16 protein-coding genes are annotated in these 16,229 nt (G+C 64.9%); 12 read left to right on the top strand and 4 right to left on the bottom strand.

Features of this window, described 5'->3' with window-relative positions:
• The first annotated feature begins 8 nt into the window (after positions 1–8).
• The 5 genes from AC0GNR_RS14215 to AC0GNR_RS14195 are packed head-to-tail and all read left to right on the top strand — an operon-like array spanning position 9 to position 3,258.
• Positions 9–395 carry a Na+/H+ antiporter subunit C gene (locus tag AC0GNR_RS14215; RefSeq protein WP_472901590.1) on the top strand — a complete coding sequence of 129 codons (387 nt, stop codon included), beginning with the start codon at positions 9–11 and terminating at the stop codon, positions 393–395.
• Complete coding sequence (locus tag AC0GNR_RS14210; RefSeq protein ID WP_472901575.1) at positions 395–2,062, top strand: monovalent cation/H+ antiporter subunit D; 1,668 nt, start codon at positions 395–397, stop codon at positions 2,060–2,062. The genes AC0GNR_RS14215 and AC0GNR_RS14210 overlap by 1 nt, the downstream gene beginning before the upstream one ends.
• On the top strand, positions 2,059–2,634 hold the full coding sequence (locus AC0GNR_RS14205; RefSeq protein ID WP_472901574.1) for a Na+/H+ antiporter subunit E: 576 nt from the start codon (positions 2,059–2,061) through the stop codon (positions 2,632–2,634). The genes AC0GNR_RS14210 and AC0GNR_RS14205 overlap by 4 nt, the downstream gene beginning before the upstream one ends.
• Positions 2,631–2,906 carry a K+/H+ antiporter subunit F gene (locus tag AC0GNR_RS14200; RefSeq protein ID WP_472901573.1) on the top strand — a complete coding sequence of 92 codons (276 nt, stop codon included), beginning with the start codon at positions 2,631–2,633 and terminating at the stop codon, positions 2,904–2,906. Before AC0GNR_RS14205 ends, AC0GNR_RS14200 begins: the two co-directional genes overlap by 4 nt.
• A 10-nt stretch (positions 2,907–2,916) precedes the next feature.
• A complete protein-coding gene (locus tag AC0GNR_RS14195; protein WP_472901572.1) occupies positions 2,917–3,258 on the top strand; it encodes a Na+/H+ antiporter subunit G in 342 nt (113 codons plus the stop codon).
• Here AC0GNR_RS14195 and AC0GNR_RS14190 read toward each other — a convergent pair.
• Positions 3,197–3,874 (bottom strand): TetR family transcriptional regulator, encoded by a 678-nt coding sequence (locus AC0GNR_RS14190; protein WP_472901571.1) that lies wholly within the window; start codon positions 3,872–3,874, stop codon positions 3,197–3,199. The two genes, AC0GNR_RS14195 and AC0GNR_RS14190, sit on opposite strands and share 62 nt — an antisense overlap.
• A gap of 154 nt (positions 3,875–4,028) precedes the next feature.
• Between AC0GNR_RS14190 and AC0GNR_RS14185 the strand changes: the two genes are divergently transcribed.
• The 3 genes from AC0GNR_RS14185 to AC0GNR_RS14175 all read left to right on the top strand — a co-directional run bounded on the left by AC0GNR_RS14185 (position 4,029) and on the right by AC0GNR_RS14175 (position 9,929).
• Complete coding sequence (locus AC0GNR_RS14185; RefSeq protein WP_472901570.1) at positions 4,029–5,282, top strand: efflux RND transporter periplasmic adaptor subunit; 1,254 nt, start codon at positions 4,029–4,031, stop codon at positions 5,280–5,282.
• Between the two features lie 92 nt (positions 5,283–5,374).
• Positions 5,375–8,533 carry an efflux RND transporter permease subunit gene (locus AC0GNR_RS14180; protein ID WP_472901569.1) on the top strand — a complete coding sequence of 1,053 codons (3,159 nt, stop codon included), beginning with the start codon at positions 5,375–5,377 and terminating at the stop codon, positions 8,531–8,533.
• Entirely contained in the window at positions 8,523–9,929 is a 1,407-nt protein-coding gene (locus AC0GNR_RS14175; RefSeq protein WP_472901568.1) for an efflux transporter outer membrane subunit, read from the top strand. The genes AC0GNR_RS14180 and AC0GNR_RS14175 overlap by 11 nt, the downstream gene beginning before the upstream one ends.
• Positions 9,930–9,958: 29 nt before the next feature.
• On the opposite strand, the gene AC0GNR_RS14170 is transcribed toward AC0GNR_RS14175, so the two are convergent.
• The 3 genes from AC0GNR_RS14170 to earP form a co-directional block, all read right to left on the bottom strand.
• A complete protein-coding gene (locus AC0GNR_RS14170) occupies positions 9,959–10,843 on the bottom strand; it encodes an LOG family protein (RefSeq protein WP_472901567.1) in 885 nt (294 codons plus the stop codon).
• A 110-nt stretch (positions 10,844–10,953) separates the two neighbouring features.
• Positions 10,954–11,508 carry an elongation factor P gene (gene efp, locus AC0GNR_RS14165; protein WP_304830694.1) on the bottom strand — a complete coding sequence of 185 codons (555 nt, stop codon included), beginning with the start codon at positions 11,506–11,508 and terminating at the stop codon, positions 10,954–10,956.
• A gap of 149 nt (positions 11,509–11,657) precedes the next feature.
• Positions 11,658–12,806 (bottom strand): elongation factor P maturation arginine rhamnosyltransferase EarP, encoded by a 1,149-nt coding sequence (earP, locus tag AC0GNR_RS14160; protein WP_472901566.1) that lies wholly within the window; start codon positions 12,804–12,806, stop codon positions 11,658–11,660.
• Positions 12,807–12,863: 57 nt separating this feature from the next.
• On the opposite strand from earP, the gene AC0GNR_RS14155 reads away from it, so the two are divergent.
• From AC0GNR_RS14155 to pgsA, 4 genes are read left to right on the top strand one after another with little or no spacing between them, the layout of a single operon-like run.
• Entirely contained in the window at positions 12,864–13,088 is a 225-nt protein-coding gene (locus AC0GNR_RS14155) for an AbrB/MazE/SpoVT family DNA-binding domain-containing protein (protein WP_291067047.1), read from the top strand.
• The gene (locus AC0GNR_RS14150; RefSeq protein ID WP_472901565.1) at positions 13,085–13,480 is read left to right on the top strand and encodes a type II toxin-antitoxin system death-on-curing family toxin; all 396 of its coding nucleotides are present in this window, start codon (positions 13,085–13,087) and stop codon (positions 13,478–13,480) included. The genes AC0GNR_RS14155 and AC0GNR_RS14150 overlap by 4 nt, the downstream gene beginning before the upstream one ends.
• A gap of 7 nt (positions 13,481–13,487) precedes the next feature.
• Complete coding sequence (gene uvrC / locus AC0GNR_RS14145; RefSeq protein WP_472901564.1) at positions 13,488–15,590, top strand: excinuclease ABC subunit UvrC; 2,103 nt, start codon at positions 13,488–13,490, stop codon at positions 15,588–15,590.
• 45 nt (positions 15,591–15,635) lie between these two features.
• Positions 15,636–16,205 carry a CDP-diacylglycerol--glycerol-3-phosphate 3-phosphatidyltransferase gene (gene pgsA, locus AC0GNR_RS14140; protein ID WP_472901563.1) on the top strand — a complete coding sequence of 190 codons (570 nt, stop codon included), beginning with the start codon at positions 15,636–15,638 and terminating at the stop codon, positions 16,203–16,205.
• Positions 16,206–16,229: the final 24 nt, after the last annotated feature.

Genomic DNA, 16,229 nt, shown 5'->3' with positions numbered 1-16,229 from the left:
ACATGAGCATGGAATTTTTGCTGGCCACCGGCATCGGCTTTGTCACCGCCTGCGCCATTTACCTGATGTTGCGCGGCCGCACCTTTCCCGTGGTGCTGGGCTTGTCGCTGTTTGGCTACGCGGTGAACGTGTTCATTTTCGCCATGGGCCGCCTGTGGTCCAACGCGCAGCCCATCTTGGTGGGCGAAGGGCCGGTGGCCGACCCGTTGCCGCAAGCCCTGGTGCTCACCGCCATCGTGATCGGCTTTGCCACCACCGGTTTTGTGATCGAGCTGGCCCTGCGCAGCCGCCATGAAAGTGGCAGCGACCATGTGGACGGGCACGAGCCTGGCCACGCGCCGGGCTACCGTGGTTCGACGCCGGCACCGGCCTCCAAGCGCGGAGGTCAGTCCTGATGTTTGACGTGATTTCTGCTTTCTGGCTGCAGCACGCCCCCGTGCTGTCGGTGTTGCTGCCGGTGTTCATGGCTGTGGCCCTGTTGTTGCTCGGCGATCCGGCTGGCACTGGCGGCAGCGAGGCGAACAGCCGCCAACGCTGGGGCCGCAGGCTGGCCATGGCGTCCGTGCTGCTGGGCCTGTTCATGGCGATCAACCTGGTGCGCCACGCCAGCGGCGGCGAGCTGCTGGTGTACCAGCTGGGCGAATGGCCGGCGCCGTTTGGCATCGTGCTTGTACTGGACCGCCTCTCAGCGCTCATGGTGCTGCTGACCTACCTGGTGGCCGTACCGGTGCTTTGGTACGCCACGGGCGGTTGGGACACCCGGGGTCGGCACTTTCACGCGCTGTTCCAGTTCCAGCTGATGGGGCTGTGTGGCGCCTTCCTGACGGGTGACCTGTTCAACCTGTTTGTGTTTTTCGAGGTGCTGCTGATCGCCTCTTATGTGCTGCTGGTGCACGGCCAGGGGCGCGAGCGGTTTCGCATGGGTATTCACTACGTGGTGCTCAACCTGGCGGCTTCGGGGCTGTTTTTGATCGGGCTGGCCCTGGTGTACGCCGTGACCGGCACGCTCAACATGGCCGACGTGGCCCTGCGTGTGGGCCAGCTCACGGGCGAAAACGCCGTGCTGGCGCGGGCCGCAGCGTTGATTCTGCTGGTGGTGTTTGGCCTGAAAGCGGCGCTGGTGCCGCTGTACTTCTGGTTGCCTGGCACCTACGCATCGGCCAGCGCGCCGGTGGCGGCGCTGTTTGCCATCATGACCAAGGTGGGGGTGTACAGCATCATCCGCGTGCACTGGAGTATTTTTGGTGCCGAAGCCGGCGAGGCTGCCTTTGCCGCTGAAGCCTGGCTGCTGCCGCTGGCCCTGACCACCAGCGTGCTGGGTGTGCTGGGCGCGCTGGCCGCGCACAGCATGGGCCGTCTGGTGGCTTACCTCACCGTTTCATCGGTGGGCACCATCCTGGCGGGTGTGGGTTTGTATTCGACCGAAACCCTCTCAGCTGCGCTGTACTACACGCTTCACAGCACGGTGGTGATCGCCGGCCTGTTCCTCTTGGTTGAGCTCATGGCTGCCCAGCGCGGTGACGCGCTGGACAAGTTGCGGCCCGCCGCAGCCGTGCGTGAGCCGGTGTTGCTGGGGCTGATGATGATTTTTGGCGCCGCGTCGGTTGCAGGCCTGCCACCTTTGCCGGGCTTCCTGGGCAAGCTGATGATTCTGGAAAGCACCTCGGGCCTGCCTGCGCAGGCCTGGGTCTGGACGGTGGTGCTCACGGTCGGTTTCTTCACCATTGTGGGTTTGGCGCGCGCCGGGGTCATTGTGTTCTGGCATGTGCAGCCCGACGAAGGCACGGGCAACCCCAGCTCTGGCTCCAGCCTGAAGCTGCTGTCGGCCGTGTGGGCCTTCATGGCGCTGACGCTGGCCATGGCGGTGCTGGCTTCACCCGTGAAGCGCTACACCGACGCAGCCGCCAGCCAGCTGGTCGACCAGGCCGCTTACGCCCGCGCGGTGCTGGGCGTGACCGACGGTGCGCCCGCGTCCACCACCCGGCCTTATGACGGCACCCGCTCGCCCGCCGCTGTGCCCGCGCCCGCTGAAACCACCCCCGGCACCGAGGAGACCCGATGAACCCGAACCCCTCGTCACCCCACGCACCCCGGCGCAAGCCCGGCTGGTTGAGCCATCCCTTGCTCTCGTTGCTGCTGGGCGCCAGCTGGCTCGCGCTCTCGCACAGCCTGGAGCCGGTGCACCTGCTGTCGGCCTTGCTGATTGCCCTCATCGTGCCGCGCCTGTTGCACCCTTTCCTGGATGAACACGCCCGGATCGACTGGTGGGCTGCGGTGCGGCTCACCGCAGTGGTGCTCAAGGACATCGTGTTGTCGAACATCACCGTGGCCAAGCTGGTGCTCGGCCCCTTGCCCCGCATGCAGCCCGCCTGGCTGCCGGTGCCGCTGGCCTGCGACCACCCGCGCGTGAATGCGCTGTTGGCCACCATCATCACGACCACGCCCGGCACCGTGTCGTGTGTGGTGGACGAGCAGCGGCGGGAAATCCTGGTGCACGCACTGACCTGTGACGACGCCCAGGCCATGATCGACGACATGAAAACGCGTTACGAAGCGCCTTTGCTTCAAATATTTGGCCAGAAGCCCCGCGACGCAGGGCAGGGCGCAGGTACCAACGCCGGGAGAGCCGCATGAACGTACTGGACATTGCACTGAACATTGGCGTGGCGGCGGTGACCGTGGCCGTGGTGTTGTGTGGCTGGCGCCTGTTGCGCGGGCCCGAAATGACCGACCGCCTGCTGGCACTGGACACGCTGTACATGAATGCGGTGGCGCTGATTGTGATGCTGGGTATTCGCTGGAACACCGCGCTGCTGTTTGAAGCGGCCTTGCTGGTGGCCATGTTGGGCTTTGCCTCTACCGTGGCGCTGGCGCGCTACCTGAGCCGCGGCGACGTGGTGGAATGAAGGAGTGAACATGCATCCCCTGATCGAATGGACTGCGGCTGTGCTGATTGTGATCGCGGCGTTCTTCCTGTTGGTGGGCTCCATCGGGCTGGCCCGCTTGCCCGACTTTTTTATGCGTTTGCATGCGCCCACCAAAGCATCCACGCTGGGTGTGGGCGGTGTGCTGATTGCGTCCATGATCATGGCTTTCAGCCAGGGCCGGCCCGGCATCGCCGAGCTGTTGATCACGCTGTTTGTGTTCGTCACGGCACCCGTTTCGGCCAACCTCATGGCCCAGGCGGCGCTTCACCTCAAGCTGGCATCGCGGGCGCCGGTGCCGAAAGACGCGGTGCCAGAGCGCCGTCCAGGCTGAAGCCCAGCCCCCGCAGGTAGGTATCGATGGCCTGCTGGCCAAAGACCACGAGGTCAAAGGCCTGCGGGTCCAGCAACCAGTTCTGGATCAGACCGTCTACCAACACATGCAGCCCCAGCGCTGCGCTGTGCAGCGGCACGGCCAGAGTTAGGCGGGCTTGCAGGCCGGCCTGTTCCAGGGCTTGCTGGGTCATGGCCATGCAGGTGTTGCGCACCAGCAGGTGGCGGTTGCGCACCGCTTGCATCTCGGCCACGTATTCCACTTTGTGCGTGGCGACTTCAAACACCCGGCGTGTTTGTTCGTCGTGGGCGGTTTTTTCGAGTGCGTTCACCAGCGAATTGCGCAGAGCGCCCAGCGAGTTGGGTTGTGCCTGGTGGGTCCGTGCGCTGCAGGCCAGGGTTTCTTCGATCGGCAGCGACACGCGTTCCATCATGGCGTTGAACAGATCGGCCTTGTCCTTGAAGTGCCAGTAGATGGCGCCCCGCGTGGTGCCTGCGGCGGTGGCGATGTCGTTGAGCGACGTGCGTGAAACCCCCTGAGCCTGAAACAGGTGCTCGGCGGCATCCAGCAGGCTGCTGCGCGTGGCCTGCGCGTCGGCTTTGGTGCGGCGAACCATGGTCTATCTCCTGTGTGGGCATCGGGTCAACAGCATGAACTATACATACATTCAAGGATGTATGTATACTGCGCAGCTTCGCGTTTTGTGAAACATGGTTTCCCCTCGTTGTCCACTGCGTGCACCCCCCATTTTTCTCCGTCCAAGGAATCCCATGTCCGCCTTGAGCCCCATTGCGTTGGCCGCCGACGCACCTTCCGTTTCAACCGTGCGCGCAGGCGCACATTCTCTGTGGCGTCTTTCTGCGGTTGCGGTGGTGGCTCTAACGCTGCTGGCCGCATGCGGCAAGAGCACGCCGCCCGCGGGCCCGGGTGCACCCGGAGGCGGCATGCCGCCGGCCGAAGTGGGGGTGGTCACCGTGGCACCGGGCGACGTGGGCCTGGTGACCGAGTTGCCCGGCCGACTGGAGGCCTCACGCGTGGCGCAGGTCCGGGCACGGGCGGCCGGCATTTTGCAGCAGCGCCTGTTCAGCGAAGGCAGCGATGTGAAGGCCGGTCAGTCGCTGTTTCGCATTGACGCCGCGCCCTACCAGGCCACGCTGCAAAGCGCCCAGGCCAGCCAGGCCCGGGCCCAGGCCAACCTGGCCCAGGCCACGGCGCTGGCCGAGCGCTACAAGCCGCTGATGGCTGAAAACGCCATCAGCCAGCAGGAATATGCCAACGCGGTGGCGGCCCAAAAAGCGGCTGAAGCCGATGTGGCGGTGGCGAAAGCGGCCGTGCAGACGGCCAGCATCAACGTGAACTACGCCAATGTGACCGCGCCCATTTCAGGCCGCATTGGCCGGGCGCTGGTGACCGAGGGCGCACTGGTGGGGCAGGGCGAAGCCACCCAGCTCGCGGTGATCCAGCAGGTGGACCCGATGTACGTGAACTTCACCCAGTCGGCGGCCGAGGCCATGAAGCTCAAGCGCGCACTGGAAAGCGGTCAGCTCAAAGGCGCTGGCGCCGGTGCAGCCAGTGTCAAGGTGGTGCTGGACGACGGCAGCGAATACGCACGCGCGGGCCGCCTGCTGTTTTCCGACCTGACCGTGGACGCCACCACCGGCCAGGTGACGCTGCGCGCCGAGGTGCCCAACCCCACCGGCATGCTGTTGCCCGGTTTGTATGTGCGCGTGCGCCTGGAGCAGGCCACAGCCGGCAACGCACTCACCCTGCCGCAGCAAGCGGTCACGCGGTCCGCCCAGGGCGACTCGGTGATGGTGGTGGGCGCCGATGGCAAGGTGAGCCCGCGCCCGGTCAAGGTGAGCGGCCAGCAGGGCGGCCAGTGGGTCGTGCTGGACGGTTTGCAAGCCGGTGAGCAGGTGATGGTGGACGGTTTCCAGAAGCTGCGCGGCGATGCGCCGGTGAAGGCTGTGCCGTGGGTGGCGCCCGGCAGTGCCGTGGCAGCGCCAGCCGCTCCAGCCAAATGAGGAGCGCCCAATGATCGCGCCCCCACGTTCACTTTGTTCACTGCCCCCCATGGGGGCTTCAGCGGCCTTGCGGCGGCTCGGCGGAAACTGACATGGCCAAATTTTTTATTGACCGACCCATCTTTGCTTGGGTCATTGCACTCTTCATCATGGTGTTGGGCGCGGTGTCCATCACCCAGCTGCCCATTGCGCAGTACCCGCCGGTGGCGCCGCCCGCCATCGTCATCAACGCGTCCTACCCCGGCGCATCGGCCAAAACGCTGGAAGACAGCGTGTTGTCCGTGATCGAACAGGAAATGAACGGCTCGCCCGGTCTGATCTACATGGAAGCCGTGGCCCAGGCCAACGGCACCGGTGCGATCACGCTGAGTTTTGAGGCTGGCACCAACGCCGACCTGGCACAGGTGGACGTGCAAAACCGCCTCTCGCGTGCCACACCGCGCCTGCCCTCGGCGGTGACGCAGCAGGGCGTGCGGGTGGACAAGGCGCGCAGCAACTTCCTGCTGTTCGCCATTTTGTCCAGCGACGACCCGGCCTGGGACCCCGTGGCCCTGGGCGACTACGCTTCGCGCAGCGTACTGCCTGAGCTGCAACGCCTGCCCGGCGTGGGCCAGGCCCAGCTGTTTGGCACCGAGCGCGCCATGCGCGTCTGGATCGATCCCACCAAACTGCTCGGTTTCAACCTCAGTGCTGCCGACGTGACCGCGGCCATTCGCGCGCAAAACGCGCAGGTGTCCGCCGGTGAAATCGGGGCGCTGCCCAATGTGGCGGGGCAGGGCATTGCGGCCACCGTGGTGGTCAATGGCCAGCTGGGCACGGTGGAGCAGTTTGGCAACGTGGTGCTGCGTGCCAATGCCGACGGTTCTCAGGTGCGGCTGAAAGACGTGGCCCGCATCGAGCTGGGCGCACAGGCCTACGCCACCTCGGCGCGCCTCAACGGCAAGCCGTCCACCGGTATCGGCGTGCAGCTCTCGCCCAGCGGCAACGCGCTGGCCACAGCCGACGCGGTGCGCGCCAAGATGACCGAGCTGGAACGCTTCTTTCCCCAAGGCATGAGCTGGGCCATTCCTTACGACAGTTCGCGCTTCGTCAAGATTTCCATCGAGAAGGTGGTCATCACCCTGGCCGAAGCCGTGCTGCTGGTGTTCCTGGTGATGTTCCTGTTTTTGCAGAACTTCCGTTACACCATCATTCCCACCATCGTGGTGCCGGTGGCGCTGTTGGGCACGTTTGCGGTGCTGCTCGCGCTGGGTTTTTCCATCAACGTGCTGACCATGTTCGGCATGGTGCTGGTGATCGGCATCGTGGTGGACGACGCCATTGTGGTGGTGGAAAACGTCGAGCGCATCATGAGCGAAGAAGGTTTGCCGCCACTGGAGGCCACGCGCAAGGCCATGGGGCAGATTTCGGGCGCCATCATTGGCGTGACGGTGGTGCTGATTTCGGTGTTTGTGCCACTGGCGTTTTTCAGCGGCTCGGTGGGCAACATCTACCGACAGTTCGCCACCGTCATGGGCGTGTCGATTGCGTTTTCGGCCTTCATGGCGCTGTCGCTCACGCCGGCCTTGTGCGCCACCTTGCTCAAGCCGGTGCAAGCGGGCCACCACCACGAGAAAAAGGGTTTCTTTGGCTGGTTCAACCGCGCCTTTGCGCGCACCGCCAAGGGCTATGAAGGCGGCGTGGCCAAGCTGCTGCCGCGCGCTGGGCGCACCCTGGTCATTTACCTGGCCATCGTGGCCGCCGCTGTGGTGGTCTACATGCGCCTGCCCACGTCCTTTTTGCCCGGTGAAGACCAAGGCACGATGCTGGTGAACGTGCAGTTGCCACCCGGCGCCACGCGCGAGCGCACGCTCGACGTGATGCAGCAGGTGGAAGGGTTCATGCTCAAGCAGCCCGAAGTGCAGAGCATGGTCAGCGTGCTGGGCTTCAGCTTCTCGGGCCAAGGCCAAAACGCCGCGCTGGCGTTCGTCACGCTGAAAGACTGGTCCGAGCGCACCGGCCCGGGCAGTTCGGCCGAAGCCCTGGCGGGCCGCGCCTTTGGCGGCCTGGCTGGTATCCGCGACGCGTTCATCTTCCCGCTCAGTCCGCCGCCCATTCCCGAACTGGGGTCGTCGTCGGGTTTCAGCTTCCGCCTGCAAGACCGCGCCGGTTTGGGCCGCGACGCTTTGGTGGCCGCGCGCGGCCAGCTGCTGGGTATGGCCTCGCAAAGCAAGGTGCTGGCCCAGGTGCGCCCGGAAGGGCTGGAAGACGCGCCGCAGCTGCAGCTGGACATTGACCGCGACAAGGCCAATGCGCTGGGGGTGGGCTTTGACGCCATCAGCAGCGCCATTGGCACCTCGCTGGGGTCGAGCTATGTGAACGACTTTCCCAATGCTGGACGCCTGCAGCGCGTGGTGGTGCAGGCCGACGCGCCCGCCCGCATGCAGCCCGACGACTTGCTGCGCCTGACGGTGCTGAACAACCGCGCACAGGCCGTTCCCCTGTCGGCCTTTGCCACCACCCGCTGGGTGACCGGACCCATGCAAACCGTGCGCTACAACGGCTACCCGTCCATGCGCATCAGCGGCAGCGCCGCCCCCGGTTTCAGCACCGGCGCGGCCATTGCCGAAATGGAAAAGCTGGCGGCCCAGCTGCCCCAGGGCTTTGGCTACGAGTGGACCGGTCAGTCGCGCGAAGAAAAGCTGGCGGGTTCGCAGGCCATCATCTTGTACGCGTTCGCCATCCTGGCGGTGTTCCTGTGCCTCGCGGCGCTCTACGAGAGCTGGACGATACCGCTCTCGGTCATTCTGGTGGTGCCGCTGGGCGTGCTGGGTGTGCTGCTGGCCACGCTGCTGCGCGGGTATTCGAACGACGTGTATTTCCAGGTCGGGCTGATCACGATCATCGGGCTCTCGGCGAAAAACGCGATCCTGATCATCGAGTTCGCCAAAGACCTGCAAGCCCAGGGCAAGAGCGTGGTGGAAGCGGCGCTGGCTGCGGCCCACCTGCGTTTTCGCCCCATCGTCATGACCTCGATGGCGTTCACGCTGGGCGTGCTGCCGCTGGCCCTGGCCAGTGGCGCCGGTTCCGCCAGCCAGCGTGCCATCGGCACCGGGGTGATCGGCGGCATGCTGACCGGCACGGTGCTGGCGGTGGTGTTTGTGCCCATCTTCTTCGTGGTGGTGCGAACGATCTTCAAAGACAGTGAACGGCAGCGCCGCATACACGCGGAACAGGCGGCCCACATGGGAGTGCATACCGATGACCGATAACAAAACCCCGAGCCGCACCCGCCCGGCGAGCCTGCTGACAGCGCTGGCTGCGGCCGCTGTGCTGGCCGGTTGCTCACTGATGCCGGTCTACGAGCGACCGGCCGCGCCGGTGGCCACCGACTGGCCCGGCGCAGCCCCCGGGGCTGCGGCTGCCACCCCGTTGGCGTGGGCCGACTTCGTGACCGACCCGCGCCTGCGCGAGCTGATCGCGATGGCCTTGCAAAACAACCGCGACCTGCGCATGGCCACGCTGAACATCGACCAGGTGCGCGCCCAGTACCAGATACGCCAGGCCGACCAGGTGCCCAACCTCAACCTGGCCGCCGGTGGCAACCGCCAGCCAGCCAGCGGTGGTGGCATCAGCAGCAGCTACAGCGTGGGCCTGGCCATGAGCAGCTGGGAAATTGACTTTTTTGGGCGCATCGCCAGCCTGAAAGAAGCGGCGCTGGCGCAATACCTGGCCAGCGAAGCCGCCCGGGACGCGGCCCAAACCAGCCTGGTGGCCGCGGTGGCCAGCACCTGGCTCAGCCTGCAGGCCAACGACGAGTTGCTGGTGCTGACACAGCGCACGCTGGCCACGCGCAGCGACTCGTTGCGGCTCACACAGCTGCGGTTTGACAACGGCGCTACGTCGGCGCTGGACCTGCGCCAGGCCGAGTCGCTGACCGCCGCTGCGCAGGCCGCGCTGGCCCAGCAATCGCGCCAGCGTGCGCTCGACCTCAATGCCCTCACGCTGCTGGTGGGGCAAGCGCTGCCCACGGCGCTGGTTGCGCCCGCTGCCAGAGAAGTGACCACCCGGCCGCTGTTTCGCGACGTGCCCGCCGGCCTCCCTTCAGACCTGCTCACCCGCCGGGCCGACATTCGCCAGGCCGAGCAGCAACTGATGGCGGCCAACGCCAGCATTGGCGCGGCGCGCGCTGCGTTTTTCCCGCGCATCGCCCTCACGGCCAGCGTGGGCACCGCCAGCAGCGACCTGTCGGGCCTGTTCAAAGACGGCTCTTGGGGCTTTACGCTGTCGCCGCAGGCGCTACTGCCCATTTTTGATGCGGGGCGCAACCAGGCGGGTCTGGACGGCGCCAATGCTGCCCGTGCGGTGGCCGTGGCGCAGTACGAAAAAGCCATTCAGAGCGCGTTCCGCGAAGTGGCCGACGCACTGGCGGGCCGCGCCACGCTGGGCGAGCAGTTGCGCGCCCAGCAAGCCCAGGCCACCGCCGAAGCCGAGCGTTTCCGGCTGGCCGAGCTGCGTTACCGCAATGGTGTGTCGAGTTTTCTCGACGTGCTGGATGCCCAGCGGTCTTTGTTTGTCACCCAGCAAGGCCTGACCCAGACCCGCCTGGCCCAACAGCAAAACCAGGTGGCGCTCTACAAGGCGCTGGGCGGTGGCTGGAGCGATTGACTGTCCGCTCTGGGTGTTGGGACGCGGTGTCAGACCTGGGGCAGATCGTAGAACTTCATGATGTGTTCCCAGGCCAATTGCGGGTCGTCCAGAAACACGAACAGCTTCAGGTCTTCTTCAGAAATCGTGCCTTCCTCGACCAGCAGATCGAGGTTGAGCAGGCGCTTCCAGTAGTCGGTGCCAAACAGCACGATGGGCACTGGCTTGGCTTTTTTGCACTGCACCAGGGTGATCACCTCAAACAGTTCGTCCAGCGTGCCAAAGCCGCCAGGGAAGGCCACCAGCGCTTTGGCGCGCATCATGAAATGCATTTTGCGCAGCGCGAAGTAGTGAAACTTGAAGCTCAGCTCGGGTGAGATGTACGGGTTGGCCGATTGCTCGTGGGGCAGGGCGATGTTCAGGCCCACGTTGAGCGCGCCCTCGTCGTGCGCCCCGCGGTTGGCCGCTTCCATGATGCCCGGGCCGCCGCCGGTGCAGATGAACAAACGGTCTTCGGGCACACCCGCCTTTTCACAGCGGGCGCTGTATCGCGCCACGGTACGCGCGAATTCACGGGCTTGGTCGTAGTAGGGCGCATTGCGCAGCAACTTCTTGGCGCGGTCAATGGCCAGGGCATCGCCCGAAGCCTCCGCCTGGTCCAGCAAGGCTTGTGCTTCGCTGGTTTCCCGAAATCGGGCGCTGCCAAACACCACGATCGTGTTTTCAATGCCCAGCTCTTGCTGCGCCAGATCGGGCTTGAGCATTTCCAGCTGAAAGCGCAGTCCGCGTGTTTCGCGGCGCAGCAAAAATTCGGGGTCGGCAAAGGCCAGGCGGTAGGCGTCGGCTTGTAGAGTCGTGCCGTTGTTGGCCTGTGCTTGCAGTTCGGCCCAGGCGTCGGCCAGGCGGCGTTCGGTTAGGTTTTGGGTATTTTCCATGCGAGGTCCTTGTGGGTTCACGCAGCAAAGCCGGGTGAACGGGTGTTGAAAAAATGCAAAAAGGCTCCCAAGGGAGCCTTTTTAACGGATCGCAGAAAACCGCAATGGGATCAGACGCGCTTGCGGTATTCACCGGTGCGGGTGTCGATCTCGATTTTGTCGTCTTGTGCCACAAACAGCGGCACAGCCACTTCAAAACCGGTAGCGATCTTGGCGGGCTTGAGCACCTTGCCGGACGTGTCGCCTTTGACAGCGGGTTCGGTCCAGGTGACCACGCGCTCAACGCTGGTGGGCAGTTCGACCGAGATGGCCTTGCCGTCGTAGAACACCACTTCAACGGTCATGCCGTCTTCCAGGTAGTTCAGCGCGTCGCCCATGTTTTCGGCTTCGACTTCGTACTGGTTGTAGTCAGCATCCATGCACACATACATTGGATCGGCGAAGTAAGAGTAGGTGCACTCCTTCTTGTCCAGAATGATCTGGTCCATCTTGTCGTCGGCGCGGCACACCACTTCGGTGGCCATGTTGTTCAGCAAGGCCTTGAGCTTCAGGCGCACGGTGGCTGCACCGCGGCCGCCGCGGGCGTATTCGGTTTTCAGAACGATCATCGGGTCCTTGCCGTGCATGATGACGTTGCCGGCGCGGAGTTCTTGAGCGATTTTCATAAGGTTTCCAACAGTTGGGCCGCGTGTTCCTTGTATGGGCTCAAACCCGGGAACTGTGCTGATAGGGGCGATCTGTGCGGCTAAGCAGATGGCAGTCAGAAAGCGGGCGCCGGGGTCTGGCGCTCCAGTTTTCTGCAAAGCCTTGAATTTTATCGCTTTTCGGCCACGAATTCGAGCAACTGGCTGGTGAGGTCGGGCTGAGCCAGCAGCCGAGCGCGCGCAGCCAGCACGCAGGGGCGCCAGCTGTCCACCACTTCCCAGCCCGGCCACACGCTGTGCGCTGGGGTCATGCCGTTCCAGATGCGGTGCAAGGCGCGCAGCGAATCGGGTGCTTGCAGCCAGTCCAAAAACGCTTCCAGCTTGGCGTGGTGGGCGTCGTCGTGTTGCGGGTAGATGTGCCACACAAAGGGCTGGCCAGCCCACAGGGCGCGCACCAGCGAGTCTTCGCCGCGCACGAAATTCAGATCGCAGGCCCAGAGCAGGTGGTCAAAGTCGCGCTGGGTCAGGCGTGGCAAGTGGTGCAGGGCGGCGTGCCCCGTGTCCAGGCCTGTTGCCAGCGCGGCGCTCACGGCTTCGGTGGCGCGCCCGGTGGTCACCAGCCAGTCGCTGGCGGTGTCTTGGCCGGCTTGTTGCAGCAGCACGGGCAGGGCCGCGGGTTCGTAGCAAAACAGGCTGGCGCGGCGTTGCTTGCCAGGCGCCAGGCCCTGGGCCGCCAGCCACTGAGGGGCTCTGAAAGCAGTTTGCCGCGTGGCCAGGTCGGCCTCGCGCAGCAAGCCACCGGTGGCCGCCGTGAAACCGGGGTAGAAAAACCACTGGCTCACGCCACGCAGCGGCCCGCTGGAGACCATGGACGGCAGGCGGTGCGAGCGCTCCACATAGGCCTCGGCACTCAGGTATTCGAGGTTGATCCACACCGGCGCGCAGCCACCAGCAGCCATGGCGGCAGCCCGGTGCGCCTGGGCTTCGGGTGGCGGGCGGCAGCCGAAGGTTTCTACCCAGACGTCTGCCAGCGGCAAAGCGGGCAGCAGTTCCGGCGCCAGTGGGTCTGTCCAGTGCAGTACCCGCACGCCCTGGACGCGACCCTGCATTGCGCCGGGGGCCATCCAGCGCAGGGCGTCGGGCGCGTCGATCCAAAGCCGCACGGTTTGCCCGCGTGCGGCCAGGTCGGCGCACAAGCGCCAGCACACGCCGATGTCACCGAGGTTGTCCACGACGTGGCAAAACACGTCCCAGTTCAGCGCGTTCGCAGGGCGCTGGGCTGTGACCTCGTTGGTGGGTGCGTTGTTGGCTGGGGGCATGGTGTTGCGGTGCTGAAACCGTTAATATAACAACCGTTACAACGCAGGGGTTTCACCATGACCACACTCAAACTCACCCAGATCGGCAACTCGGTTGGCCTGATCTTGCCCAAGGAACTGCTGGCGCGGCTCAAGCTGGAAAAGGGCGACACGGTGTTTGTGACCGAAGCGGCTCACGGGGTCAACCTGTCGCCGTACAACGCTGATTTTGAAACCCAGATGGATGCCGCGCGAAAAATCATGAAGGAGCGTCGGCAAGTATTGCGCGAGCTGGCCAAATGACCGAGCACTGGATCTGGCTGGATCGCCTGGCGATGCTGGCTGTGCATGAGGAGCAGCTCGCCGAGCACGGTGGCGCCCCTGGCGTCCGGGACGAAGGCCTGTTCGATTCAGCGCTGAGCCGACCGCACAACCTGGCATCGTATGGCGAGCCCGATGTGGCGGCCCTGGCGGCGTCTTATGGCTACGGTTTGGCCCGCAACCACCCGTTTGTGGATGGCAACAAACGCACCGCGTTCGTGGCGGTTGAGTTGTTTCTCTGGCTCAACGGACACCAGCTCGTGGCGGATGACGCCGATTGCGTGTTGACCACGCTCGCCCTGGCCGCCGGCGACCTGTCGGAAGATGCCTTTGCCCAATGGCTGCGCGAACGCCTGCAGCCGCGCCCAACCTGAACCCCGCATGACCGAAGACCACACGCCCGCCGCGCCCGACGCGGCCCCGGGCCACGCCCCATCGCCCCACAGCGCCGCCCTGCTGTCCGAAGTGGCGGCCTTGCCGGGCTTGCCCGGCGTGTACCGCTATTTCGACGCGCAGGGCCAGTTGCTCTATGTGGGCAAGGCGCGCAACCTGAAGAAGCGCGTCAGCAGCTACTTTCAGAAAAACCATGACGGCACGCGCATTGGCCACATGGTCAGCAAGATCGTGCGCATGGAAACCACGGTGGTGCGTTCCGAGGCCGAGGCGCTGCTGCTGGAAAACAACCTCATCAAGACGTTGAACCCCAAGTTCAACATCCTGTTTCGCGACGACAAAAGCTACCCTTATTTGAAGATCACCGGCACGCGCGAAACCTTTCGCACGGCAGGCCGTTTGCCCGTGCCCTCGCTGGCGTTCCCGCGCATGGCCTATTACCGCGGCGTGGTGGACAAGCGCCACAGCTATTACGGCCCATACCCCAGCGCCTGGGCGGTGAAGGAGTCCATCACGCTGTTGCAAAAGGTGTTTCGCTTGCGCACCTGCGAAGACACCGTGTTTGCCAACCGCACGCGGCCGTGTTTGCTGTACCAGATCAAGCGCTGCACCGGCCCTTGTGTGGACCTGATCGACATGGAAGCCTATGGCCGCGACGTGACCGATGCCGAGCGCTTTTTGCGCGGCGAAACCCAGGCCGTGCTGGACGCGCTGGAGCAACGGATGATGGCGCACGCTGAGAAACTGGAGTTTGAGCAGGCCGCCGAGATTCGCAACCAGATGGCGGCCTTATCGCGCGTGCTGCACCAGCAGGCGGTGGACAACGTGTCGGACAAAGACGTGGATGTGCTCGCGGTCAAGGTGCTGGGCGGGCGCGCCTGTGTGAACCTGGCCATGATCCGTGGCGGCCGCCACCTCGGTGACCGGCCGTATTTCCCGGCCCATGTGGAAGACGCCACCCAGATCGAGCGTCTGATGTCGGAAGACACACCGGCCAGTGACGCGGCAACCGACCCAGCCGAGCGCGTGGCGGTGCAGGTGCTCGAAGCCTTCATTGCCCAGCACTACCTGGGCACGGCCATGCCGCACATTCTGGTGACCAGCCACCCGGTGGGCAAGCCGCTGCTGGACGCGCTGACCGAACAGACCGGCGCCAAGATCAACGCGGTGCACCACCCGCGTGAGCACCGCCGAATCTGGCTCGACATGGCACAAACCAACGCCGACATTGCTTTGGCGCGCTTGCTGGCCGAAGAGGGCTCGCAGCAGGCCCGCACCCGTGCGTTGGCCGAGGCCCTGGGCTTGCCCGACGACGATCTGGGCGCGCTGCGCGTCGAGTGTTTTGACATTTCGCACACGGCCGGCGAGTCCACACAGGCGTCCTGCGTGGTGTTTGAAGACCACAAGATGCAGAACAGCCAGTACCGGCGCTACAAGATCGAAGGCATCACCGGTGGCGACGACTACGCCGCCATGCGCCAGGTGCTGCTGCGCCGCTACGGCAAGATTTCCGAGGCGTTGCGCGAAGAAGCTGCCGCAGCAGGCGGCGCGGCCCAGGCCCCGGCGCTGGCCGAAGGTGTGGTCGACGCCGACGAAACCGCAACGCCACCCGATGCCCAGACTGGCCTGCCCACCGGCCCGCGCATGCCCGACCTGGTGCTGATTGATGGCGGCAAAGGCCAGGTGAGCATGGCGCGCGAGGTGTTCCAGCAGCTCGGCCTGGACCTGTCGCTCATCGTCGGCGTGGAGAAAGGCGAGGGCCGCAAGGTGGGCCTCGAAGAACTGGTGTTTGCCGACGGCCGCGACAAGGTCTATCTGGGTTTTGACTCTGCCGCGCTCATGCTGGTGGCGCAGATTCGCGATGAAGCACACCGTTTTGCCATCACCGGCATGCGCGCCCAGCGCGCCAAGGTGCGCACCGGCGGCAGCAAGCTTGAAGACATACCCGGTGTGGGCCCCAAGAAACGCGCCCGCCTGTTGCAGCGTTTTGGCGGTGTGCGCGGGGTGGCTTCGGCCAGCGTGGAAGACCTGTGCACGGTCGAAGGTATTTCCAGCGAACTGGCCGACACCATTTACCGGGCGCTGCACTGAGCGGCTGCAAGGCTTGCGCATTCAAAGCTCCCCCATAATCACGCCATGTTTTTCAACCTTCCCACCCTGCTGACCTGGGCGCGCATTGTCGCCATACCACTCATCGTCGGGGTGTTCTACCTGGAAGGGGTGAGCACGGCGCAGCAAAACCTGATCGCCACGGTGCTGTTTGTGGTGTTTGCCGCCACCGACTGGGCCGACGGTTACCTGGCCCGCAAGCTCAACCAGACCTCGGCCTTTGGCGCGTTTCTGGACCCGGTGGCCGACAAGTTTCTGGTTTGCGCCAGCCTGCTGGTGCTGGTGCACCTGGACCGCGCCGACGTGTTTGTGGCGCTCATTATCATCGGCCGCGAGATCGCCATTTCGTCGCTGCGCGAATGGATGGCCATCATCGGCGCCACCAAAAGTGTGGCTGTGCACATGGTGGGCAAGCTCAAGACCGCGGTGCAGATGACGGCGATTCCCTTTTTGCTGTTTGACGGCCATCTGCTGGGCTTCATCGACACCCATGTCTGGGGCACCTGGCTGATCTGGATTTCGGCCGTGCTGACCGTCTGGTCCATGGTGTACTACCTGCAAAAAGCCTTGCCCGAGATCCGCGCCCGGTCGCGCTGATGCGCTGCACCCGGCTCGGCTGCG

The organism is Hydrogenophaga sp. LT287 (assembly GCF_055702805.1).
The sequence above is the reverse complement of the archived record's forward strand: the minus strand, read 5'-3'. Positions and strand labels throughout refer to the sequence as shown.